Below are 23,758 nucleotides of genomic sequence, written 5' to 3' on the forward strand. Positions count from 1 at the left end.
GGACATACCAGATGACACGACAAAACGCGCGCACTAACCTGCGCCTTTCGCTTCTTGCGGGTGCTGCATGTATCACGCTTGCGGGCTGCTCCGAGCCCCTCGATTTTGATCTTCGCGGCCTCGGCGGCGGCTTTACAACCGCCAATGCCGCAACAGCCCCCCTTGCGGCGCGGCCTTTGCCCGATGACCGTGGCGTGATTTCATATCCCAACTATCAGGTCGCCGTGGCCCGCCGTGGTGACACGCTCAAGGATGTCGCCTCCCGCCTTGGGCTAAACGCTGCGACCCTCGCCAAATACAACGGCATCGACGCGGACGTTCCCTTGCGCAAGGACGAGATCATCGCCTTGCCCACCCGCGTAGCAGAGCCATCTCCCGCTACAGGTTCCGCAACAACTGGCCCGATCAAACCCGTCGATATCACATCAGTCGCAGGGGGTGCGATTGACCGCGCTCCTGCCACCCCCAGCGTTCAGACAACTGCGCTGGCCCCTGCGCCGTCCGCGACGCCGCCCGCTCAAACGGGAAAGGAACCGATCCGCCACAAGGTCGAGCGTGGAGAGACTGCATTTACGGTGGCGCGCCTCTACTCGGTGCCGGTGAAGGATCTGGCACAATGGAACGGACTTGGGGCAGACTTTGCCATCCGCGAAGGGCAATTCCTGCTAATCCCTGTACCCTCACAGAGCCCACCCAAAGTAGCCCCCGCGCAAACTGCCGCAGCAACCCCGCTGCCAGGTGCCGGGTCTTCCACGCCTACACCCCCTTCGGCGACCAAACCGCTGCCTGCAGAGAAGATTAAACCGGCGGCAGCGGCGCCTGTGCAAACCGCAACAGCAACCACAAAGCCGGCAGAGCCGCCAAAGCCTGTCGCCGATGTGGGCAAAGTCACCAAGCCTGTCGCCACTGGCAAACTGGTCAAACCCGTGAGCGGGACAATCATCCGCGACTATTCAAAGGGTAAGAACGAGGGCATTAATATCAAAGCCGCCCCCGGTACAGCAGTTAAAGCAGCAGACGCTGGAACAGTTGCCGCAATCACAAAAAGCGCAGACGGCATACCAATCGTCGTTGTGCGCCACACTGGCAACCTGCTCACCGTCTATGCGAACGTGACGGACGTGAACGTGAAACGGGGCGATACAGTCTCACGCGGTCAAAGCATCGCTAAATTGCGCAGTGGTGATGACTCGTTTGTGCATTTTGAAGTGCGCGAAGGCTTCGACAGCGTCGATCCCAACCCCTTCATCAATTAGGAAAATAGCGTTGCGCGTTACCCGCGCAGCGCGACCCCCCGCCGTCCTGCCAAATCGGTAAAGAACTGCCATGCCACACGGCCCGAACGACTGCCCCGTGTGGCCTGCCATTCAATCGCTTGCGCCCGCAGGTCTGCGTCGTCAATCTCGACGCCATGCGCATCACAATAGCCGCGGATCATCGCAAGATACTGGTCCTGATCGCAAGCATGAAATCCCAGCCAGAGGCCAAAGCGATCCGAGAGCGAAACCTTCTCCTCTACCGCTTCCGCAGGATTAATGGCCGAGCCGCGCTCGTTCTCAATCATATCGCGGGGCATCAGGTGGCGGCGGTTCGACGTGGCATAGAGAATGACATTCTCCGGTCGCCCCTCAATCCCACCATCTAGCACCGCCTTGAGCGATTTATATTGGGCATCATCATGGCCAAAGCTCAGGTCATCGCAGAACAGAATGAACCGCTCGGGTGCGCCACGCAGCAGGTTGAGTAAACGCCCGACCGACGGCAAGTCCTCACGCTGCAACTCTACCACTTTCAACTGCGGAAATTTCGCATCAAGTGCGCCGTGCACAGCCTTGACAAGGCTGGATTTTCCCATACCGCGCGCGCCCCAAAGAAGCGCATTATTCGCGGGCAATCCCGCCGCAAACTGCCGTGTGTTTTGCAGCAGCGTATCACGCGCACGCTCCACCCCCAGCAACAGGCCAATTTCAACCCGCGCCACATGGTCTACAGGCTCAAGTCGGTCTGGCCCCGTGTGCCAGACAAAGGCAGACGCACTGGCGAAATCAGGTGCGGACACAGGCGCCGGAGACATCCGCTCCAACGCCTGTGCAATCCGGTCCATCGGATCATCTATCATTTCAAATCGTCCTTGGTGTCCTCAACGATGGGGTCTTCACGGTCCATCTCGTCCGCCATTGCGTCAAAGTCGGCCTCGTCCTCTTCATCATAAAAACCATCTGCACGCAGCTGCTTTTCACGCTTGGTGTCGACACGGCTCACCAGAAAAATTGATACTTCATACAGGCCATAAACCACCACAAACAGGATCAGCTGCGTAACAACATCAGGGGGCGTCACAAGTGCCGCCAGCAGCAAGATACCCACCAGCGCGTACTTACGAACATTGCGCAGACCCGGCGCATCAACCAACCCTGCCTTACCCATCAGCGTCAGCAGCACAGGCAATTGGAAACACAACCCAAAGGCCACGATCATTTTCAACGTGATATCAAGGCTCTCGTTCACCTTACCGTTGAAGACAATATCAATGCCGGAGGTCGTCGCCTCCCCCGTGGCGATCATCGCCGAGAGGTAGCTGGCTGCATCCGAAAATCCGAGGAAGAATTGCATCGCCAGCGGCACAACCACATAATGCGCAAAGGCCGCCCCCATGAGGAACAAAACAGGCGAAGCAATCAGGAACGGTAAAAATGCATTCTTCTCGTTCTTGTACAGACCCGGTGCCACAAAACGCCAAAGCTGCGTGGCAATCACCGGAAAGCTGATCGCAAGGCCGCCCACCATAGAGATACGAATGAGGGTAAAGAAGTACTCCTGCGGGGCAGTGTACTGCATTACAGGGTTGGGGTTGCCCAGATTGCGCATGGTGTTTTCAATCGGTACCAGCAGGAAATCGAGGATCGCGCTGCCGAAGGAAAAGCAGATGATCATCCCCACAATAAACGCCAGAACCGAGCGGATGAGCCGCGTGCGCAGCTCTGCCAGATGCTCGATCAGCGGCGCGGCACTATCGTCAATGTCATTTTCGGTGGCACTCATATGTCCGCTTTCTTTGCCGCTTGGCTCGCTGCGAGAGCCGCCTCAAGCTCTTCGGCCTTCTCAAGCGCTTCTTTCGCTTCGCGTGCTTTGCGCTCTGCTGCCATACGCGCACTGTTGGCTTCGATCTTTGCCGAAGCGTCGGCTTTCTTCGCAGCCAACTTGCCTGTCTCGCTCTCGGGATCGAGGTTGGTCAAGCTGCTTGCCGCGTCCTTGACCCCGTCCATGGCGGCACCCACGGGATTCGTCGCCGCCTTAAGCGATTTGTTCAGACCGCTAGCCATTTCGCGCACGCCCGTATCGTCAGCCGCATCATTCATCGCTGATGAAAATTCGCGGGCCATCCCTTTGGCTTTACCGACAAACTGGCCCACGCGGCGAAACATCACCGGCAGATCCTTGGGGCCTACGACGATCAACGCCACAACCCCCACCACCAGCATTTCGGTCATGCCAATATCGAACATCTGGTCTTACACCTTGTCCTTGGTCTCAACATCAGGCTGGGGCACATCGGCCACGTCGTCTGCTTTATCGTCCAGCAGCTCTTTTTCGCCTTCGTTGATACCCTTCTTAAAGCTCGTGATGCCTTTGCCGACTTCACCCATCAGGGACGAAATTTTACCCCGACCAAAAAGCACCAATACAACAACCGCGATGAGCAGCAGACCTGGCAAACCAATATTGTTCAGCATGTTTCTTCTCCTATCAAAAAAAATATTGCCCCCATAAATGGAAGGCTGTCAGCAGAATGTTTAGCAAGGATGTTGCACTGCCAACATGGCAAAGGCTCAGAACAGCCCCGCCAATCACAGATTTTATGCGTGGTTTTCGACCTTGCCGCACCCAACTGACAGGTTTATGTCAGTATCATGTGCCGTTCCAACCGCCTCTTCGATCTGCTCCAGACCCTGCGCGATGGTCACTTGCACACCGCGCAGACCTTGGCAGAGGCAACTGGCGTGAGCGTGCGCACCCTCTACCGCGATATGGAAACACTGGTCGCCTCTGGCGTACCTGTCATCGGCACAAGAGGCACAGGTTACCGCCTGCCGCCCACTGTCACCTTGCCGCCGCTCACCCTGACGCCAGCGGAACTGGAAGCGCTCAACCTCGGCCTTGCCATCGCGTCCGAGGTGGCCGACCCCGATCTGAAATCAGCAGCGCTCAGCCTCACCGACAAACTTGATGCAGTGCTGCCCGAAACTGCCGTTGCCGAAGCAGACGCGTGGAAATTCACGAAAAATCCTTTTGCAAATACCGCACGCGGATTTGCCCAGATGCCAACCCTCCGCGCCGCGATCAAAGCACGCCAAAAGCTGCGGATCACCTATACGTCAAAAGACGGCGCAGTCACTTCGCGCACCATCCGCCCCCTGCATATGGAATATATGAGCCGCGTTTGGACCCTCACCGCATGGTGCGAGTGGCGCAGCGCCCACCGCGCCTTCCGCCTTGACCTGATCAACACCGCCGAAGCCCTGCCTGAGCTGTTCACTGACGAGGCAGGCAAAACACTAGCCGATTACCGCCCCTAGCCCTTGATCTGCCAGTCCGTCTGCGGTGGTAAGAACGCTTCAACGCTTGCTTGGGCAATTACAATCGTCTCGCCATTAGAGGCCACATTCAAACCGCCATGCACTGCCACAACTTCGGCCCGTCCACGCGGCAATGTCGCGCGTAAGGCATCAAGGTCAAGTGCATCAGGTTCCTGCACACCTACGGTCACTTGCACACGCATCGCATCATGGGGCAACTCCAGCACTCCGAACAAGGGCAAGGAGGAATGACGAAACGCATCCTCAATCGCACGCTTGGCAGCTTTGGTATAATCCATACCGTACAGGTCATTGCCCATGCCCATCTCGATGATAATCCGCTGTTCGATCATGCGCGTTTCTCCATGTCAAAGCCAACAGACAGCGCCACATTGGCCATAATCGTGGGGTTGCCTGTCCCCTCGGGGCGCGGCACGTCGAGGCCCCCCTTGGTCACGTTCACTATCACGTCGCCATAGGGAAAAACCGCCCGAAGCACGTCAACATCCACCGCTTCAGGATTTTGCACCCCCACGTCCAGCACAATCCGCATGTCCGCTTTGTCAAAACCGAACAGCTCCGCCAGATTGATCGAGTTGTGCCAAAGCGCATCGCGCAACGCCCGCTCCGCCGCTTGGGTATAGTCCCCCCGCCGCAGCGATGTTCCCATCCCGAATTCCACCATCAGTTTTTGCATCTGCATCCCCTAATCCTCGGCCCGAAAGACAAAGCATTTGTCGCGCCTGATTGTCAGCCACATCACAGTACCCGCCGAAGGCATAAACACATTCGGCACAGTCGCCTTTAGGCTTGAGCCGTCGTGATCCATGCGAAATTCCACAAGGCTCTCGTTGCCCATAAACCGCGCCCGCTCCACCACAGCACGCGCAGGGGTGCCATCGGCCGCTGTGGGCAACGGACCCTTGCCTGCACGGTCAAAATCAATGCGCACGTGCTGGGGGCGGAACACGATATCAACCGCGGTGCCATCCGGCACACCCGGCGCAAGGAAGCGCCCGAAGGCCGTATGCGCCAGGGCACCCGACACATCCGCCCGCACCACATTGGCGTCCGAGAAGAAGGCGACCGCAGCACGGTCAATGGGGCGCGTGTAGACGTTATAGGGCGCACCTTGTTGCACAATCTTGCCATCGCGCATCAGGGCAATCTCGTCCGCCATGCGCATCGCCTCGTCCGGCTCATGGGTGACCAGCAAAACGGCCGTGTCCTCTTCTTTGAGGATGCTCAAGGTCTCGTCACGGATGCCATCGCGCAGGCGGTTATCAAGGCCGCTAAATGGCTCGTCCATCAGCATAATTCGCGGCTTGGGCGCTAGCGCACGGGCCAGCGCCACGCGCTGCTGCTCTCCGCCCGACAACTGGTGCGGGTAGCCGTCGATGAATCGCAGCAAATCCACCCGCGCCAGCAATTCTTCCACCCGCGCGCGTTTCGACGCCTTACTGCCACGCAGCCCGTAGCCCACGTTATCGGCCACACTCAGATGCGGAAACAGAGCAAAGTCCTGAAACATCAGACCAATCTCGCGCCGCTCAGGCGGAATGCGAAACACCGTGTCACAGATCAACTCACCGTCCACATGGATGGTCCCGCTGTCCTGCATCTCGACCCCTGCAATCATGCGCAGGGTCGTGGACTTGCCACAGCCCGATGGCCCCAGCAGGCACGTCACCTGACCCGGCATAATCTTGAGGCTCACATCATCCACAACGGCACGGCCATCAAAGCTGCGGTGCAGATTGCGGATTTCCAAACGGGGCGTGTCGGTCTTCATGACTGGCGTTATCCGATCATTTCTGTCGGATAGCAGCTATCAGCGCCGCCGCGCCCCTGCAAGCACTGCGGCAAAGCCTGTGCTAAGAACGCAGAGGCAGATCAGCAAAAGCTGCTCGTATTTGTGCCCCTCCATCAGCCACGGCGCGACGATTTCCCAACCCCGCGCAAAATAGACAAAGGCACCCAGCATCGCCGCGCCAAAAGCCACTAGATATGCCCAGACCGCGATCTGCCGCCCCATAACCAGCCCGACAACCAACACAGGTGTCAGGAACATAGAGGCCGTCCCGCTCACCGCCACTGCATCAAACAGCGTCGCATTGCCCCACAGCGTGAGAAGCGTCCCCGCCAGCATAAACACCACCATTACCAACCGCCCAGCGGTCAGAGTGCGCGGCAAGCCTCCTTCCTCCACCACCAGACGAGAAGCCGAGGAAAGAGCGGAATCAAGTGTGCTCAGCGCCGAAACCAGCAGCGAGATCATCAGCAAGCCAAACACCCACGGCGGGAACATCACAGCCCATGTGCCGATCAGCTCCCCCTCATAGGCAGCCCCCACCAGCCCCGCCTGAATACCGAAAAAACCGAACCCGATGATGCAGGTCGTGCTGATCCAGAAGGCATGCAGAAACGAGCGGCGCGTGGTATCACGATCCGCAATAAACCCGCGGTCCATCATCACGGGATCATGGGCCGGATAGGAGAATACCTGTAACGCCGCCACCGCCAGCAGCACCCAGCCATTATAGCTTCCTGCTGTCCCCCGCGCCGTGACCACTGCGCCCAGATCAAACGCAGGCGAGATCACCAGCGCCACAAATGCCACGCCAAAGACCACCAGAAACACAACCATCTGCACCACATCCGTGCGCAGCGCCGCCGACAGCCCACCCCATGCGGAATAGGCCAGCCCCAGTAGGGCCACGATCCAGATCGCCGCTGTGCCGCTGCCTTCCAGCACCGCGTTAAAGATGAGGCCCACAACCACCAAATTTGCAAACACCTCCGACAACAGCCGCAAGGCGATGACAAAGTTATAGCACCCGTTGCCCGTGCCCCCGAACCGCGCGCCGATCCAGTCCTGAACCGAAGTGGCACCGCCCGCGCGCAAGCGTCCGACGATAAAGCCTCCCGTCAGGAACGAACCGTAGTAGGCCGCATAAGCCAGTGTCCCTGCCATCCCGTAATAATAACCAAGGATCGCCGCGTTCATCAGGCTTCGCGCAAAAATCCAGGTCGTGACTTGGCTCAGCACCAGCACCCACAGCCCCGGACTTTGCCCTTGCTCATCCTGCCCGCCAAAAAAGCCTTCAACGCTCGCACGGCGCGGCGCGGCGAGGATCGAAGCCAGAACAATCGCGCCAAACACGGCAATTAGAACAACGGGATGCATGGGAAACCTCTCACAGAACTTTCCCGCAGCGCTAAGTCACGGCACCTCTGATATCCATCCCCAAAACCGCGATCTGTCAGAAACGTGAAGGACCGTCAGTCGGTCAACGCAAAATCAGCGTTTGCCACATCGCGCCCGTTCACCTGAACCGTGATGACATGCGCGCCAGCGTGCAACGCAAACGTGCTCATCCCACCTTTGAACTTGTGGGATTTCTTCAGTATCAAAGGCCCGTCCGCTTTGACCTGCCCCACTTTCAGCTTGAACACTTTCTGAGCCGATTTGCCCGAAGGTCGCGCAAACTCGATGCGATAGTCCACCAGCACAGGCACGGCCATATCGCTGGTCAATTTGATCTCGAACGCCAGCGCATCTCCAATCGTGACGCTATTATCCGCCAAAACGATCTGCGCCACGACAGGTACATCCGCCGCATAGCCCAAAGCTTCCATAGCACCAGCGTGCCCTTGCTTAATCAAGGTCCGAAGGGCGTGCCGTTTTATCCAGTTCAACTCTTTCGCGTCCTGCCGACCCGCCCCCTCCCACTGCGCAAGGCGCGCCAGAACGGCATCCGGCACTACTTTACTCAGATCATTGAGGTGGTTCGCCACCGAGCGGGTCACAAACCGCGCCTGATCCGAATGGAGCATGTCGAGCAGCGGCAAAGTCTGCTCTGGCGTCAACCCCACATTCTGCGCCCATGGCAGCCGTGGCCGCGTCCCCTCACTCACCAAACGGCGCACATGGTAGTTGTCGTCCATGGCCCAAACAGCCATCTCCGCCAAAGTCTGCTCAGGCCAGCGGTTGAGGAAGTGGCGAATGTAGAACTCCATCGAGAACCGCTGTGTCGCTTGATAGAGAACCCCCATCGCGCGGACACGGTGCGCTTCCAACCCATGCCGCGCGGCCAGAATACCATGCACACAATGGATAAAATGGCCGAAATCATCATCAGCATTGGAAGGATCCAACTGCGCAGGCAAAGCCGCTTCAAGCTGATCAGCCATAGCCTCGAAGTCATCTGCCAACTGCTCTTCCAAACAGTCCGCCATCCACTCCATCCGCGCCATCAACTCACGCTCGGCAAACCCCGAGAGAACCTGCGCAGCAAAACGGTCAGGATCAAAGTCAGGCACGCCAGCGGCAAACTCCGCCGCCAGCCGCCCGACTGTATCCGCGTTAAACAGGTGATCCTTCAGCGAAAACTTATCAACCATTACATAGTGATATTCGTCGCGCCACCGTCCAGCAGAATAGACTGCCCCACGATGAACCCCGCATGCTGCGAGCACAGAAACGCACAAGCCGCGCCAAACTCGTCGCGCGTGCCGTAGCGCCCCGCAGGGATCGTCGCCGACCGCTCGGCCCGCGCCTCGTCCAGCGTGATCCCTTTGGCCGCAACCACACCACCGTCCAGCGCATCTGCGCGGTCCGTCGCATGAATACCGGGAAGCAAATTGTTGATCGTGACACCCTTGCCTGCAACCTGACGAGAGGTGCCAGCAACATATCCCGTAAGGCCCGTACGAGCCGCATTGCTCAATCCCAGGACAGCAATCGGGGCACGAACAGACTGTGATGTAATGTTGACCACGCGGCCCCACCCACGGTCCATCATGTCAGGCACCAATGCTTTGATCAGCGCAATCGGAGCAAGCATATTGGCATCCAGCGCTTTGATGAAGTCTTCACGCTCCCAATCGGTCCACATGCCCGGAGGGGGTCCACCCGCATTATTAACCAAAATATCAACGCCTTGCGCTACTTCGATTACAGCGGCTTGCCCCTCTTCGGTCGCCACATCAGCCGCCACGGTGACGATGTTTACGCCGTAGGTACTGCGTAGCCGCTCGGCGGAAGCCTCAAGCGCTTCGGCACCCCGCGCGTTCATCACCAGATCTACACCAGCTGCGGCCAAATGCTCGGCACAGCCCAGCCCGAGGCCCTTTGACGAAGCGCAAACCAGCGCTTTTTTTCCTTTTATTCCCAAATCCACATCTTCTCTCCCTACCTAGTTTTGCACAGTGCTATCGCAGCGCACGGGAACGCGCCAGCAAAACACCCCTCCATTGACCGCAACCCGCCACAATTCTAAGGTATGCAAACGGCTAAGCAGTCTAAAAAAGGCACTCCAGATGTCCAGCAGTTCCCTCTCGTCACAAAGCGTTCCTGTCTACGTCGCAGGGCAAATCCGCGCCACTGACGGAGCCAACATGGGCGATGTGATTTCCTTCGCAAGCGAGTTGATCCTCGACGACGTATACGAAGTTGACTTCGGCGCAGACCCTTCCCGTTTGTCACTGGTTGCCCGCGATGACGCCAGTTTTTCAATTGGCCATGACACCACCATCGGCACCCCCGGCGCTGTGGTGCATCTCGACAGTGCACTTACCTTCATGTCCCCCGACAGCAGCACCGCCGACGCCATTCTGCTGGTCGAAGTAGACGAAGCGGGCGATGTGGTTGAAATCTATCTACTGCCCTTCAGCGCGTTGAACTCAAAAGTGGAATACCGTCTTGTCGGCATCGACCGCGAAAACGGGCACAGTAAATTCGCCCAAGTTGCCTGCGTCAGCTTTACCCGCGGCACACAGATCACCATGGCCTCTGGCGCACAGCGCCCTGTGGAGGAACTGGTCGTCGGTGATCGCATCCTGACCCGTGATGACGGTGTACAAACCCTGCGCTGGATCGGCACCTCCACCACCCGCGCGGTGGGTGAATTCGCCCCCATCCGCATCGCCGCTGGCACGCTCAACAATACCGCAGATCTTCTGGTCAGCCCCGATCACCGCCTTTTCATCTATCAACGCACCGATGAGTTGGGCGCTGGACGCTCCGAGCTGTTGGTAAAAGCACGCCATTTGGTCAACGGGACAAGCGTGACAATGGATGAAGGCGGCTTTGTCGATTATTTCCAGCTTCTCTTTGACAGCCACCAGATCATTTACGCCGAGGGCATCGCCGCCGAGAGCATGCTGATTAACAGCCGTACCCGCCCTGTCCTGCCCGCTGATTTATCCGAAAGCCTTGGCAAACATGTCAAGGGGCACTCCGATCTGCCCCATGCAGGCCTCGACGTGAACGAAGGACTGCTCAAACATCGCGACGCCGCCGCAATGCTCAAAAAGGCGTCCAGTCGCTGAGGCTCGCAGCTGCGTCTTGCCTCTGGGCCAGTGTAGGGTATGTGTACCGCCCGAATACATAATGCAGCGCAGCCCAAAGCCCGCGCCGCAAAACCAGATCAGGAATGAGCCGTAACATGCTGGATACAAATAAAAACAGACCTGATCTGCCCCTCGAGATCGCCCGCCGCCGCACCTTTGCGATCATCAGCCACCCCGACGCGGGAAAAACCACGCTCACGGAAAAATTCCTGTTGTTCGGGGGTGCGATCCAGATGGCGGGTCAAGTGCGCGCCAAGGGCGAGGCCCGGCGGACCCGCTCCGACTTTATGGCGATGGAAAAGGACCGCGGCATTTCCGTCTCCGCCTCCGCCATGTCGTTCGACTATCAGGGCAAGGACAAGAATTACCGCTTCAACCTTGTCGATACACCCGGTCACTCGGATTTTTCCGAGGACACCTACCGCACGCTAACGGCAGTAGATGCTGCCGTTATGGTCATTGACGGTGCCAAAGGGGTGGAAAGCCAGACACAAAAGCTGTTTGAAGTCTGCCGCATGCGCGACCTGCCCATCTTGACCTTTTGTAACAAAATGGACCGCGAAAGTCGGGATGTCTTCGAGATCATTGACGAAATTCAGCAAAATCTCGCGATTGACGTGACCCCTGCCAGCTGGCCCATCGGCGTAGGCCGCGATTTTGTCGGCTGTTATGACATCCTGCGCGACCGCCTTGAGCTGATGGACCGCGCCGACCGCAACAAAGTGTCGGAGTCGATCAAGATCGAAGGCCTTGATGATCCCAAACTGGCCGAACACGTGCCCGCCAATCTGCTGGAGAAACTCAAAGAAGACCTTGAGATGGTGCGTGAATTGATGCCACCGCTTGATCCTGTGCTCATGGCCGAAGGGTCGCTCACCCCGATTTGGTTTGGCTCTGCCATCAACTCCTTCGGCGTCAAGGAACTCATGGACGGCATCGCTATTTTTGGACCGGAGCCGCAAATCCAGAAGGCCGAGCCACGCGAAATTCTGCCCGAAGAAAAGAATGTCACCGGCTTTGTCTTTAAGGTGCAGGCAAACATGGACCCAAAACACCGCGACCGCGTTGCCTTTGTCCGCCTTGCATCCGGGCATTTCGAACGGGGCATGAAACTCACCCATGTACGCACCAAAAAGGTAATGACCATCGCCAGCCCCGTCATGTTCCTCGCCGCTGACCGCGAATTGGCAGAAGAGGCATGGGCAGGCGACATTATCGGCATCCCCAACCACGGCCAGTTGCGTATCGGCGACACACTCACCGAGGGCGAAGCGATTCGCGTCACAGGCATCCCCTCTTTTGCGCCGGAACTGCTGCAAGGTGTCCGTGCAGGCGATCCGCTCAAATCCAAACACCTCGAAAAGGCGCTGATGCAATTCGCCGAGGAAGGAGCTGCCAAAGTGTTCAAGCCCTCCATCGGGTCGGGCTTTGTCGTGGGCGTTGTGGGCCAGCTTCAGTTTGAAGTGCTGGCCTCACGGATCGAGCTGGAATATGGCCTGCCCGTCCGCTTTGAGCAGTCACAGTTCACATCTGCCCGTTGGGTCGATGGCCCAAAGGCTGCCGTCGACAAATTCACCGAGGCCAACAAACAGCATATCGCCACCGACAATGACGGCGATATCGTCTATCTCACCCGCCTCCAGTGGGACATCGACCGCGTCGACCGCGACTACCCCGATGTCAAATTGACCGCGACAAAGGAAATGATGGTCTGATGGTGAAATGGGGCATTGTCGCGACGATCAAGGCGGACACCGCCACGATCCTGCGCTTCGCCGCCTACCATCTCGAACTTGGTGCACACCGCATCTACATCTATCTCGACGCGCCCAACCCAGAGGCCCAAGAGGCCCTGCGCGAACACCCCAAATGCCGCGTTGTGCGCTGTGACGACGGCTATTGGGACCGCCACAACAATGGCAAACGCCCCCCCATGCACCAGCCGCGCCAGACGCTGAATGCCACCCGCGCCTACAACCGCGCGAACGAGGTCGACTGGCTAATGCATATGGATGTAGACGAGTTTCTAGTCGCCGAGGGCCAGATCACCTCTCACCTTGCCGCGCTGCCCGACGATATCCAGTGCGCCCGCGCGCGGCCCATGGAACTGCTCGCAGGGGGTGATCCACAGGTCGAGGCCGCGTTCAAAACCTTCATCCCCGCAGGCAAACAACGCGAACAAGTGGTGGCAAAACTCTATCCCACTTTCGGCCAGCACCTAAAAGGTGGGTTCCTGAGCCATATCGCCGGCAAGATATTTGTGCGCACGGGTATCAAAGACCTCAAATTCCGGATTCACAACGCGTTTCTCGACGGTGAGACAAATCCCAACCATATCGAAATGCCCGACATCCACCTTGCCCATTTCCACGCCACGGATTGGGACACATGGCACAGCCATTTTGCCTATCGCCACATAGAGGGGTCATACCGCGCCGATCTTGGCCCTGCGCGAAGCCGTGATCGTGGCGGCATCACCATGCACGAGCTTTTCGCCCTCATCGAGGAGGAGGAAGGAAAAATGGGCCTGCGCGTGTTCTTTGACGAGGTATGCTCAGATACCCCCGCCCTGCGCATGCGTCTGGATGCAGCCGGACACCTCTATTGTACACGCTTCCCATTTAACACAACTCTAGCGAAACACTTCCCTGACTTCGCAAATATTTGACGCTCCCGCTACAAATTGCTATGCGCTGTGGAGATATGTTGCGGCAGGTGCCGCCCCTTGGGCCAATCGGGCCGACATACGCGCTGACGCGGGCCAAGATGTGTCCGCAACTAACGGATACACATGATAAAATTTTCTGATTTAAGCCTGAACCCCAAGGTCCTGAAAGCGATTGAAGAGGCGGGTTACGATACGCCAACACCGATTCAGGCAGGCGCCATTCCACCCGCCCTCGCAGGACGCGACGTTCTGGGCATTGCACAAACCGGTACAGGTAAAACCGCCAGCTTCACGCTGCCGATGATCACCATGCTGGCCCGTGGCCGTGCGCGTGCGCGCATGCCGCGCAGCCTTGTGCTCTGCCCCACGCGGGAGCTGGCCGCCCAAGTCGCCGAAAACTTCGAGACTTATGCCAAATACACCAAGCTGACCAAGGCACTGCTGATCGGTGGTGTTTCGTTCAAGGAACAAGACAAGCTGATCGACAAAGGCGTTGATGTACTCATCGCCACACCTGGCCGTCTGCTCGATCACCATGAGCGGGGCAAACTGATCCTCACCGACGTTAAGGTCATGGTTGTGGACGAAGCGGACCGCATGCTCGATATGGGCTTTATCCCCGATATCGAACGCATCTTCGGCCTCACTCCGTTTACCCGCCAGACCCTCTTCTTCTCCGCCACCATGGCACCCGAGATCGAGCGGATCACAAACACCTTTCTCAGCAACCCCGAGCGGATCGAGATGGCCCGTCAGGCCACGACTTCGGAGACGATTGAGCAAGGTGTGCTGATGTTCAAAGCATCGCGTAAAGACCGCGAAGCCACCGAAAAGCGCAAAGTTCTGCGCGCCCTTATCGACGCCGAGGGCGACAAATGCACAAACGCCATCATCTTTTGCAACCGGAAGATGGACGTGGACGCCGTTGCCAAGTCATTGAAAAAATACGGCTATGACGCAGCGCCCATTCACGGAGATCTGGATCAAAGCCAGCGCACCAAGACGCTGGATGGCTTCCGCGCTGGTGATTTGAAATTCCTCATTGCCTCTGATGTGGCTGCACGTGGCCTTGATGTGCCCTCAGTGAGCCACGTGTTTAACTTTGACGTGCCCAGCCACGCCGAAGACTATGTGCACCGGATTGGCCGCACTGGTCGCGCAGGACGTGATGGCAAAGCGATCATGATTTGTGTGCCACGCGACGAGAAAAACTTTGAAGATGTTGAGCGCCTTGTCCAAAAGGAAATTCCGCGTCTCGAGAACCCTCTGGGTGGTGATAAACCTGCCGAGGCAAAGGCGCCTGCGGCAAAGTCTGACGCAAAGACCGGAACCTCTGACAAGCCAAAGCGTAGCCGCTCACGCAGCCGCAAAACCGACGATGCGCCAAAAGCTGAGGACACAGTAGCAACCGAAGCACCTGTCCTTGAAGAAGCCAAAGCACCGCGCAAATCCACGCCACCAAAGGCCAATTCCCGCGCGATGGAAGCGCCGAAAGATGCGCCACAATCAGAGCCAAAGCAAGAGCCTGAGCTCAATGTCGCGCCCGAGGCCAAGTCAGAGCCAAAGCAAGAAGCGACCACAGCAGACGTGCCGAAGGACAGTGATAACAACGATCGTCGCACTTCACGCTCACGCGGTGGCCGCAATAACAACAACAACAATGACCGTGGTGGTAACAACAACAAGGTCGTAGGCCTTGGTGATCATACCCCTACCTTCATCGAGCTTAGCTTTGCGGACCGCCCCAAAGACTAAGTCACTACCGTTAAACAAAAAAAGCCCCGCATATCCTGCGGGGCTTTTTTTATATCTAGCGTGAGGCCAAAGGCCCCGAGGGGATCAGCTCAAACGGCTGACCACGACGGTGACTTCCGGCTTTTTACCAATCTCGTTCTGCGAAGACTGACGTGCAACTTTGCGCAAACCGTCATCGAGTGCCTTGTCATCCCGCAGGGTTTTCGCCCCTGCCCGACCAAGCCATTGCCCCAAATCATGCTCGACCACATCGGTCAGCTCAGTCTTGCTGATGCCCTTTTCAGGCAAGCCCATAGTGTCGACCCAAGGATCGCCGAGCGGCTCATCGTTTTCATCCATCAGAACGGTCACGGTCATATGGCCGTTAAGTGCCATGCGGATACGATCCCGCACCACACCGTCCAATGCGCCAACCTGACATGAGCCATCCAGATAGGTACGGCCCGTCTCAACATATTCCGCGACTTTCGGTGCATTGCCAGACAAATCAATCATCATACCATTGACGGCCAGAACACCCGTATAGCCTTTGCCATTGGCAATTTTTACATGCTCACGCAAATGGCGGTGCTCCCCATGCATCGGGATAACCGCTTGTGGCTTAAGCAGGTCATGCAGCGTCTCGATGTCAGGACGATTCGCATGCCCAGATACATGATACTTACCGGAGCTGTCATCGACCACATCGACACCAATCTCGGAAAACTGATTAATGATGCGGATCACACCTTTTTCATTGCCCGGAATGGTCTTGCTTGAGAAAAGGAACATGTCCCCCTCCTGCATCGTTAAACCCATATATTTGCCACGAGCAAGCTGCGCGGAGGCTGCACGACGCTCCCCTTGCGATCCAGTCACCAGCAGCAACAAATTCTCGCGCGGTACATCACGCGCCTGCTCAGGGCTGATCGTGGGCGGGAAGTCGGTCAGAACGCCTGTCTCGACAGAGGCCTCAACCATCCGCTTCATCGCACGGCCCAGCAGCACGACAGAGCGTCCCGCTTTTTGACCTGCAACCGCCAGTGTTTTCACACGTGCAACGTTAGAGGCGAAGGTTGTCGCGACAACCATGCCCTGTGCACCCGCCACCAATTCGGTGATGGCCTCTGGCAATGTCGCCTCGGAGCGACCTGCCTCGGGGCTAAAGACATTGGTACTGTCGCAAATCAAGGCTTTGATACCATCTTTGGCGATCTCTTCGAATGCAGCGGGGTCAAAGGCTTCGCCGACACCAGGTGTCAGGTCCACTTTGAAATCGCCCGAATGCACGATACGGCCCGCAGGCGTATCAATGATCAAAGCCGAGCTTTCGGGGATTGAGTGCGAGATCGGCTGAAAGCCTACCTTGAACGGCCCTGCCTCAACTTGATGCGGGAAGGTGCCCACAATCGTCACCGCGTCATCGGGGTGATTGTATTCGGACATCTTGCGCTTGGCGATATTGGCCGTAAACTTCCGCGCATATATCGGCGCCTGCAAACGGTCATAAGTATGGGCGATGCCACCCACGTGGTCTTCATGCGCATGCGTCACGAAAATCGCTTCGATCTGCTTTTTACGCTGCACCAGCCAGTCGATGTCGGCGATGATCAAATCAACGCCCGGTGAAGTGTCCATATCGGGAAACGCCACACCAAGGTCAACAACAATCAGCCGCTCCTTGCCGGGTTTACCGTAGCCATAGACATAGGCATTCATGCCAATTTCGCCCGCCCCACCGAGGGGAAGGTAGATTAATCTTTCAGTGCTCATTCGCTCACGAGTTCCTTGTTATATTTATGTATCACGGTCAGGCCGTGCATCGTCAAATCATCTTGATATTCGTCAAACAGGGCTTCTGCCTGTTGAAACAGCGGGGCCAGCCCGCCAGTGGAGATCACACGCATCTCGCGCCCACGCTCCGCCTTTATCCGCGCACATATCTCACGCACGAGGCCGATGTAACCCCAGAACACGCCCGATTGCATACAGGCCACCGTATTGGTGCCCACCACGTGGGTCGGTTGGGTAATATCGATATGCGGCAAAGCTGCGGCCGCGTTGTGCAAAGCCTCCAGAGAGAGGTTCACACCGGGCGCAATAACGCCGCCAATATAAGCCCCGTCAGTGTCGGACACGTCGAAGGTGGTCGCCGTGCCAAAATCCACAATGATCAGATCCCCGCCGTAAAGGTCAAACCCCGCCACCGTATTTACCAGCCGGTCAGGCCCTACCGCCGTCCCCGCATCTACCCGCACATCGACAGGCAACGCGCATTCAGGCTTGCCCACCACCATCGGACGGGTATGGAAATACCTATCCGCCAGCACCCGCAAGTTCCACACCACACGCGGCACAGTGGAGGAAATGACCATATCAGTGATCTCGGCATCAATGTCGTTGAGTTTCATTAGCGTACTGAGCCACACGTAGTACTGGTCCGCCGTGCGCTGCCATTCCGTGGCAGTGCGCCATGTGGCGATAAATTCGGTGCCGTTCCAAATGGAAAAAACGGTATTCGTATTACCGCAATCAATCGCCAAGAGCATAATCCGCCCTCCTTACAGTTTTTAGAAATAGACATCCGCCGCAGTGATCGCCACGCGACCTTTTGCCGTGTTGAGGATGAGGTTACCGCTTGCGTCGACATCTTCAAAGACACCAATCGTCTCGTCACGCATGGTACATGCCGTGACAACTTCGCCAATCCGCGCCGCGTGAGAAAGCCACGCCGTGCGAATGGGGGCAAAGCCGTATGTCGTGAACTGATCCTCCAGCCGCGCATAAGCGCTCGCGAGCACATCCAGAAAAGCCTCGGGCGCAACAGCCACCCCTGTCTCAGCTAACACACTCACTGGCGTTACGGCCCCCTGCTCCACTTGCGCCGCCGTCGGCGCATGGGCAAGGTTCACACCAATCCCGATCACAAGGTTCTCGCCCACAGTTTCCAACAGGATTCCCGCGACTTTTCCGCCGTTGAGCAAAACATCATTGGGCCATTTGAGGGCAAAGGAGTCCTCGCGCCCCGTTACCGCAACAAAGGCCTCTCGTAACGCAAGGCTCGCCACAAAACTCCGCAGCGCCGCATCCGCAGGGCTGCCCGTCCGGCGCATGATCAACGTTCCCGCAAAATTATCACGCGGCGTAGACCACGCCCGCCCGCGCCGTCCGCGCGCTGCCGTCTGCTCAATCGCTAAAATCCACGCTGGACCTGTGAGTGTCGGCGCCATACGCGCCGCCTCGGACAATGTGGAATCGAGCGTGTCAAAGACATGCCTTGAATAGCCTTGGGGCCACTCAGCCATGGGATCGCTTAATTAACAAGCGTCGCCGCCGCCAAACCTGCAACACTTTCGATACCGAACATGTTGATGATCCCCACCAGCATAATTACCGCAGATGCGATAAGGAACCCACCCAAAAGACCGCCACGGTTGCTGTCAACCGCATCGGAGCGATCCTCACCAAAGTACATGAGGAACACGATCCGCAAATAATAATAGGCACCGATAGCTGAAGCGACCGCACTTGCGATGACAAGCCATGTCAGCCCGCTCTCTAGAGCAGCGCGCCAGACATAAAGCTTACCAAAGAACCCAAGGAAAGGCGGCACACCCGCAAGGCTGAACATCAGCACCAGAAGCGTGAGCGCACGGCCCGGGTTGTTCTTGGAATAAAGGCTCAGCGCCGAAATATCGGTAACAGGCTGGCCGTCTTTCTCCATAAGCAAAATGAAGGCAAAGACACCGATGTTCATCGTCACATAGATCGCCATATAGATCAGCATCGCCTGAACGCCAAAGGCAGTTCCCGCCGCAAGACCCATCAACGCATAGCCCATATGGGCAATCGATGAATAGGCCATCAAACGCTTGATGTTGGTCTGGCCGATCGCCGCAACTGCACCGAGGAACATCGACAGGACCGACAGCAAGGCAACGATCTGCTGCCAATCCCCCACTGCGTTGCCAAAGGCATCGTGCAGAACGCGTGCAAACAGACCCATCGCAGCAACTTTCGGCGCCGTGGCAAAGAACGCAGTAACGGGCGTCGGTGAACCCTCATAGACATCTGGTGTCCACATGTGGAACGGTACTGCCGACACTTTGAACGCCATCCCAGAAATCAGGAACACGATACCAAACAACATACCGAGCGAAGTTTCCCCTGCCTGCGCTGTGGTTATGATACCCGCGAACGATGTGGTTCCCGCATAGCCGTAAACCAGCGACGCACCATAAAGCAGCAGACCGGAGGACAGCGCGCCAAGTACAAAATACTTGAGACCCGCCTCGGTCGATTTCACGCTGTCACGGCGCAAAGAGGCCACGACATAAAGGGCCAGCGACTGAAGCTCCAAACCCATATAAAGAGCAATCAGATCACCGGCAGAAACCATCATCATCATGCCGACGACACTCAGCGCCACAAGAATCGGATACTCGAACCGCAGTAAATCACGCTTTTTCATATAAGCTTCGGACATGATCAGCACACAGGCCGCCGAGATCAGGATCACAACTTTTGCAAACCTTGCAAAGCCGTCATTCACAAACATACCGTTGAAGGCTTGGACAGTCTCACTTGAACTGCTCGCGACCATAAGTGCGACGACAACCAACACCGCAGAGATGCCCCAAAGGATCGGGCGTGCCAGCTTGTCCTGCCCGCCGTAGGCCCCCACCATCAGCGCTGCAATAGCACTGAGTGCGAGGATAATTTCGGGCAGGATCACTAGGATATCGTTAGTCATGTCTTTCGCCTTAATTATGGGCTTCGGCGGTGTGCGTCACAGCCTCGGCTGCGGCAACGGCCGTATCATAGTTTTCAACCAGCGCCGCAACAGTCGGCCCGATCACATCCAGAATAAGAGCAGGATACACGCCCAACAGCAGTGTCATCACCACCAGCGGCGCAAAAATCCACTTCTCACGCGCGTTCATATCTGTGATCGCTTTCAGGCTTTCTTTGATGAGGTCCCCCATCACCACACGGCGATAGAGCCACAGCGCATAAGCCGCCGAGAAGATCACACCCGTCGTGGCAACGGCCGCAACCCACGTGTTCACTTGGAACACAGCCATCAGCGTCAGAAATTCACCAACAAAGCCGGACGTGCCCGGAAGGCCCACGTTGGCCATGGTGAACAACATGAACAGCATCGCGTAAACCGGCATTCGGTTCACCAAGCCGCCATAGGCGTCAATCTCGCGTGTGTGCATGCGGTCATAGATCACGCCCACTGCAAGGAACAGCGCACCGGAGATGAAGCCGTGGCTGATCATCTGGAAGATCGCCCCGTCCAAACCTTGCTGGTTCGTCGAAAAGATGCCCATGGTCACGAAACCCATGTGCGCAACGGAGGAATAGGCAATCAGCTTTTTCATGTCGTCCTGCACGAGTGCCACCAGCGATGTATAAACAATCGCAATGGCAGACATCCACAGGATCAGCGGCCCAACCACTTCGGAGCCTACCGGAAACATCGGCAGCGAGAAGCGCAAGAAGCCGTAGCCGCCCATCTTGAGCAGGATCGCAGCCAGCACAACAGAACCCGCCGTGGGCGCCTGCACGTGCGCATCAGGCAACCATGTGTGCACAGGCCACATCGGCATCTTCACTGCAAAACTGGCAAAGAAGGCCAAGAACATCAGGGTTTGCATGCCGCCGACAACTTGCCACCCCATGATGCTAAAGCTCTCCGAAGCAAAGGTGTGGTTGAGCAGGCTGATGGAGCAGCCACCGATACAGGTTGTGCCCGCGTCTGCAAACATTGCAACCATCGCCACCAGCATCAGCACGGAGCCGAAGAAGGTATAGAGGAAGAATTTGAAGCTCGCATAAATACGGTTCGCCCCGCCCCAAATCCCGATAATCAGGAACATCGGGATCAGGCTCGCCTCAAAGAATAGATAGAACAGGATCAGATCAAGCGAAACGAACACACCGATCATCAGCGTCTCAAGCACGAGAAACGCGATCATGTATTCTTTAACCCGCACATTCACATCCCAAGATGCAGCGATCACTAGCGGCATCATGAAAGTGGTCAGCATGACAAACAGGATTGAAATACCGTCGACACCAACGCGGTAGTTGAGACCCAAGAGCCATTCAGCCTCATCAATCAGCTGGAAGCCCGTGTTCATGCTATCAAACTGGAGATACATCACAACGGACGCGATAAAGGTAAACGTCGTCGCAACCAGCGCCAGCCACTTGGCATTGCGCTGTGCCGCTTCATCGTCGCCGCGCAGGAATACGGCTAAAATAACAGCGGCAAACGCGGGAATAAACGTCACGATGGACAGAAGATTATTTTCCATCAGTTCGCTCCTCCAGTCATCGTCATCCATGTCACAAGGATCGCAATCCCGATCACCATGGCGAAAGCATAAGTAAAGATATAACCGGACTGCGCTTTACCAGCGAGGCGGGTGAAGAAAGGGATGATCCCCATAGCAAGTCCGTTCAGACCGCCATCGATAACATTACCATCGCCCCGCTTCCACAAGAAGCGACCGATCGCTTTCGCAGGCTGCACAAAGACAAAGTCATAGAGTTCGTCAAAATACCACTTGTTCAGGAAGAACAGGTACAGCGGCTTTTGCTGTGCAGCCAGACGTGCAGGCAGTGTCGGGTTCCAGATGTAGAACCACATCGCCATCAAAAAGCCGAAGAGCATTGCTATAAATGGGCTAACCTTAACCCATTTCGGGGCGCTATGGGCATCTTCCAGAACGGTATTGCCCGGCGCAAAGTGCAGCGCACCCTCCCCCGGTTTACCCGCAAAGCTGGCACCGTGATGCGCATCGCCGTGATCATCCGCTTTGTCGCCTCCATGGCCGTCTTCGGCTCCATCAACAGTCGCAGCACCCTCGGCGGCCATTTCGGCGACAGGAATGCCATAGAACTTACCTACGTATTCCGCCGAGCCGAAAAAGCTTTTGTAGAACACCATGCCAGAGAAGACCGCACCGATTGCCAGAACACCCAGCGGGATCAACATAACCATCGGAGATTCGTGCGCATGCTCATGCGTGTGCTTGTCGCCGCGCGCCTCGCCAAAGAAGGTGAGAAAGATCAGGCGCCATGAATAGAAGGACGTCATGGCCGCAGCAATCACCAGCATCCAGAAGGCGTACATGGCACCACCGCCCCATGCGCTCTCGATGATCGCATCTTTGGACAGGAAGCCTGCAAAACCGAAGTGCGTGAGCGGGATACCAACACCGGTAATCGCCAGCGTACCAATCATCATCGCTGCAAAGGTAACGGGGATCTTTTTCCGCAAACCGCCATAGTTTCGCATGTCCTGCTCATGATGCATCGCATGAATGACCGAGCCGGCACCAAGGAACAACATCGCCTTGAAGAACGCGTGCGTAAGCAGGTGGAACATAGCGGCGGAGTACATGCCAACACCGGCAGCCACGAACATATAGCCAAGCTGGGACATGGTGGAATAAGCAATAACCCGTTTGATATCGTTCTGAACCAGACCGATGGTCGCCGCCACAAAGGCCGTAGTCGCCCCGAGGAAGGTCACGAACATCATCGCCTCCGGTGCATATTCCATCAGTGGCGACATGCGGCACACAAGGAAGACACCCGCCGTAACCATGGTTGCGGCATGGATCAGCGCGGAAACAGGTGTCGGCCCTTCCATCGCGTCAGGCAACCATGTGTGGAGGAACAACTGTGCAGATTTACCCATGGCACCCACAAAAAGCAGGAAGGCGATCAGGTTCGCCGCGTTCCACTCGGCCCAAAGGAAAGAGATCGACTGCTCCGCCAATTGCGGCACAGCGGCAAAGATATCGTCAAACTTGATGCTGTCGGTCAGCATAAAGATCGCAAAGATACCGAGGGCAAAACCAAAGTCGCCCACACGGTTGACCACAAAAGCTTTGATTGCCGCAGCATTGGCAGATGGCTTTTTGTAATAGAAACCGATGAGAAGGTAGGAGGCAACGCCCACCCCTTCCCAGCCAAAGAACATCTGAACAAGGTTGTCAGAGGTCACCAGCATCAGCATCGCAAAAGTGAAGAACGACAGATATGCAAAGAAGCGCGGTTTGTAGCTAACGCCTTCAGCGAAGTGCTCGTCGTGTGCCATATAGCCAAAGGAATACAGGTGCACGAGGCTCGACACAGTGGTGATCACAATCAGCATGATTGCTGTCAGACGGTCCATGCGGATCGCCCAGTCGGTGGAGAGCGAACCACTCTCGATAAAGCGTAAAATCTGGATGCTCTCGGTGGTACCGTCAAAAGAGATGAACACGATCCAGCTTAGGATGGCCGAGAGGAACAAACCACCTGTAGCAATCCAGCAAGCGGCGTTTTCGCCAATGATTTTCCAGCCAAAGCCGCACAAAAGGGAGCCGATCAGCGGGGCGAAAAGAAGTGTAATTTCCATGTC

22 protein-coding genes are annotated in these 23,758 nt (G+C 56.9%); 6 read left to right on the top strand and 16 right to left on the bottom strand.

The features are described 5' to 3' along the window. The first annotated feature begins 11 nt into the window (after positions 1 to 11). Positions 12 to 1,256, top strand: a complete 1,245-nt coding sequence (locus Q0775_RS00945; protein ID WP_298857253.1) for a LysM peptidoglycan-binding domain-containing M23 family metallopeptidase — start codon at positions 12 to 14, stop codon at positions 1,254 to 1,256. A 17-nt stretch (positions 1,257 to 1,273) separates the two neighbouring features. Here Q0775_RS00945 and Q0775_RS00950 read toward each other — a convergent pair whose 3' ends face one another. The 4 genes from Q0775_RS00950 to tatA are packed head-to-tail and all read right to left on the bottom strand — an operon-like array spanning position 1,274 to position 3,734. Then, positions 1,274 to 2,119: an ATP-binding protein gene (locus Q0775_RS00950; RefSeq protein WP_298857256.1), complete on the bottom strand. Its 846-nt coding sequence runs from the start codon at positions 2,117 to 2,119 to the stop codon at positions 1,274 to 1,276. Continuing rightward, positions 2,116 to 3,042 (bottom strand): twin-arginine translocase subunit TatC, encoded by a 927-nt coding sequence (gene tatC, locus Q0775_RS00955; protein ID WP_298857258.1) that lies wholly within the window; start codon positions 3,040 to 3,042, stop codon positions 2,116 to 2,118. The genes Q0775_RS00950 and tatC overlap by 4 nt, the downstream gene beginning before the upstream one ends. Beyond that, positions 3,039 to 3,506 (bottom strand): Sec-independent protein translocase protein TatB, encoded by a 468-nt coding sequence (gene tatB, locus Q0775_RS00960; protein WP_298857260.1) that lies wholly within the window; start codon positions 3,504 to 3,506, stop codon positions 3,039 to 3,041. The genes tatC and tatB overlap by 4 nt, the downstream gene beginning before the upstream one ends. Positions 3,507 to 3,512: 6 nt before the next feature. Next, entirely contained in the window at positions 3,513 to 3,734 is a 222-nt protein-coding gene (tatA, locus tag Q0775_RS00965) for a twin-arginine translocase TatA/TatE family subunit (RefSeq protein ID WP_298857262.1), read from the bottom strand. Positions 3,735 to 3,911: 177 nt separating this feature from the next. Here tatA and Q0775_RS00970 point away from each other — a divergent pair, with 177 nt between their 5' ends. Next, the gene (locus Q0775_RS00970) at positions 3,912 to 4,577 is read left to right on the top strand and encodes a YafY family protein (protein ID WP_298857263.1); all 666 of its coding nucleotides are present in this window, start codon (positions 3,912 to 3,914) and stop codon (positions 4,575 to 4,577) included. Here Q0775_RS00970 and Q0775_RS00975 read toward each other — a convergent pair. The 6 genes from Q0775_RS00975 to Q0775_RS01000 form a co-directional block, all read right to left on the bottom strand. Next, positions 4,574 to 4,930 (bottom strand): Lin0512 family protein, encoded by a 357-nt coding sequence (locus Q0775_RS00975; RefSeq protein ID WP_298857265.1) that lies wholly within the window; start codon positions 4,928 to 4,930, stop codon positions 4,574 to 4,576. The genes Q0775_RS00970 and Q0775_RS00975 overlap by 4 nt on opposite strands. Continuing rightward, positions 4,927 to 5,274 (bottom strand): Lin0512 family protein, encoded by a 348-nt coding sequence (locus Q0775_RS00980; RefSeq protein ID WP_298859890.1) that lies wholly within the window; start codon positions 5,272 to 5,274, stop codon positions 4,927 to 4,929. Before Q0775_RS00980 ends, Q0775_RS00975 begins: the two co-directional genes overlap by 4 nt. Positions 5,275 to 5,283: 9 nt before the next feature. Next, positions 5,284 to 6,369, bottom strand: a complete 1,086-nt coding sequence (locus Q0775_RS00985) for an ABC transporter ATP-binding protein (protein ID WP_298857267.1) — start codon at positions 6,367 to 6,369, stop codon at positions 5,284 to 5,286. A 39-nt stretch (positions 6,370 to 6,408) separates the two neighbouring features. Continuing rightward, positions 6,409 to 7,764 carry a sodium:proline symporter gene (locus Q0775_RS00990; RefSeq protein WP_298857269.1) on the bottom strand — a complete coding sequence of 452 codons (1,356 nt, stop codon included), beginning with the start codon at positions 7,762 to 7,764 and terminating at the stop codon, positions 6,409 to 6,411. Between the two features lie 95 nt (positions 7,765 to 7,859). Continuing rightward, the gene (locus Q0775_RS00995; protein ID WP_298857270.1) at positions 7,860 to 8,981 is read right to left on the bottom strand and encodes a DNA alkylation repair protein; all 1,122 of its coding nucleotides are present in this window, start codon (positions 8,979 to 8,981) and stop codon (positions 7,860 to 7,862) included. Next, the gene (locus tag Q0775_RS01000; RefSeq protein WP_298857272.1) at positions 8,981 to 9,760 is read right to left on the bottom strand and encodes an SDR family oxidoreductase; all 780 of its coding nucleotides are present in this window, start codon (positions 9,758 to 9,760) and stop codon (positions 8,981 to 8,983) included. The genes Q0775_RS00995 and Q0775_RS01000 overlap by 1 nt, the downstream gene beginning before the upstream one ends. 139 nt (positions 9,761 to 9,899) lie before the next feature. Here Q0775_RS01000 and Q0775_RS01005 point away from each other — a divergent pair, with 139 nt between their 5' ends. From Q0775_RS01005 to Q0775_RS01020, 4 genes are all read left to right on the top strand, one after another. Beyond that, positions 9,900 to 10,910: a Hint domain-containing protein gene (locus Q0775_RS01005; protein WP_298857274.1), complete on the top strand. Its 1,011-nt coding sequence runs from the start codon at positions 9,900 to 9,902 to the stop codon at positions 10,908 to 10,910. A 116-nt stretch (positions 10,911 to 11,026) separates the two neighbouring features. Further along, the gene (locus tag Q0775_RS01010) at positions 11,027 to 12,646 is read left to right on the top strand and encodes a peptide chain release factor 3 (protein ID WP_298857276.1); all 1,620 of its coding nucleotides are present in this window, start codon (positions 11,027 to 11,029) and stop codon (positions 12,644 to 12,646) included. Further along, a complete protein-coding gene (locus tag Q0775_RS01015) occupies positions 12,646 to 13,599 on the top strand; it encodes a glycosyltransferase family 2 protein (protein WP_298857278.1) in 954 nt (317 codons plus the stop codon). The genes Q0775_RS01010 and Q0775_RS01015 overlap by 1 nt, the downstream gene beginning before the upstream one ends. A 123-nt stretch (positions 13,600 to 13,722) precedes the next feature. Continuing rightward, the gene (locus tag Q0775_RS01020) at positions 13,723 to 15,354 is read left to right on the top strand and encodes a DEAD/DEAH box helicase (protein ID WP_298857279.1); all 1,632 of its coding nucleotides are present in this window, start codon (positions 13,723 to 13,725) and stop codon (positions 15,352 to 15,354) included. An 84-nt stretch (positions 15,355 to 15,438) separates the two neighbouring features. Here the strand turns inward: Q0775_RS01020 and Q0775_RS01025 are convergent, their stop codons facing one another. Genes Q0775_RS01025 through nuoL form a run of 6 tightly spaced genes read right to left on the bottom strand, consistent with a single transcriptional unit; the run spans position 15,439 to position 23,755 of the window. After that, positions 15,439 to 17,106, bottom strand: coding sequence for a ribonuclease J (locus Q0775_RS01025; protein ID WP_298857280.1), 1,668 nt, complete (start codon positions 17,104 to 17,106; stop codon positions 15,439 to 15,441). Beyond that, positions 17,103 to 17,882, bottom strand: coding sequence for a type III pantothenate kinase (locus Q0775_RS01030; RefSeq protein WP_298857282.1), 780 nt, complete (start codon positions 17,880 to 17,882; stop codon positions 17,103 to 17,105). The genes Q0775_RS01025 and Q0775_RS01030 overlap by 4 nt, the downstream gene beginning before the upstream one ends. A gap of 21 nt (positions 17,883 to 17,903) precedes the next feature. Continuing rightward, the gene (locus tag Q0775_RS01035) at positions 17,904 to 18,638 is read right to left on the bottom strand and encodes a biotin--[acetyl-CoA-carboxylase] ligase (protein WP_298857284.1); all 735 of its coding nucleotides are present in this window, start codon (positions 18,636 to 18,638) and stop codon (positions 17,904 to 17,906) included. 8 nt (positions 18,639 to 18,646) lie between these two features. Continuing rightward, the gene (nuoN, locus tag Q0775_RS01040; protein WP_298857286.1) at positions 18,647 to 20,086 is read right to left on the bottom strand and encodes an NADH-quinone oxidoreductase subunit NuoN; all 1,440 of its coding nucleotides are present in this window, start codon (positions 20,084 to 20,086) and stop codon (positions 18,647 to 18,649) included. Positions 20,087 to 20,096: 10 nt separating this feature from the next. Continuing rightward, positions 20,097 to 21,659 carry an NADH-quinone oxidoreductase subunit M gene (locus Q0775_RS01045; protein ID WP_298857288.1) on the bottom strand — a complete coding sequence of 521 codons (1,563 nt, stop codon included), beginning with the start codon at positions 21,657 to 21,659 and terminating at the stop codon, positions 20,097 to 20,099. After that, on the bottom strand, positions 21,659 to 23,755 hold the full coding sequence (gene nuoL / locus Q0775_RS01050) for an NADH-quinone oxidoreductase subunit L (RefSeq protein WP_298857290.1): 2,097 nt from the start codon (positions 23,753 to 23,755) through the stop codon (positions 21,659 to 21,661). The genes Q0775_RS01045 and nuoL overlap by 1 nt, the downstream gene beginning before the upstream one ends. Positions 23,756 to 23,758 lie beyond the last annotated feature (3 nt).

The sequence above is a fragment of the uncultured Sulfitobacter sp. genome, assembly GCF_947499945.1.
Taxonomy (GTDB): Bacteria; Pseudomonadota; Alphaproteobacteria; order Rhodobacterales; family Rhodobacteraceae; genus Sulfitobacter.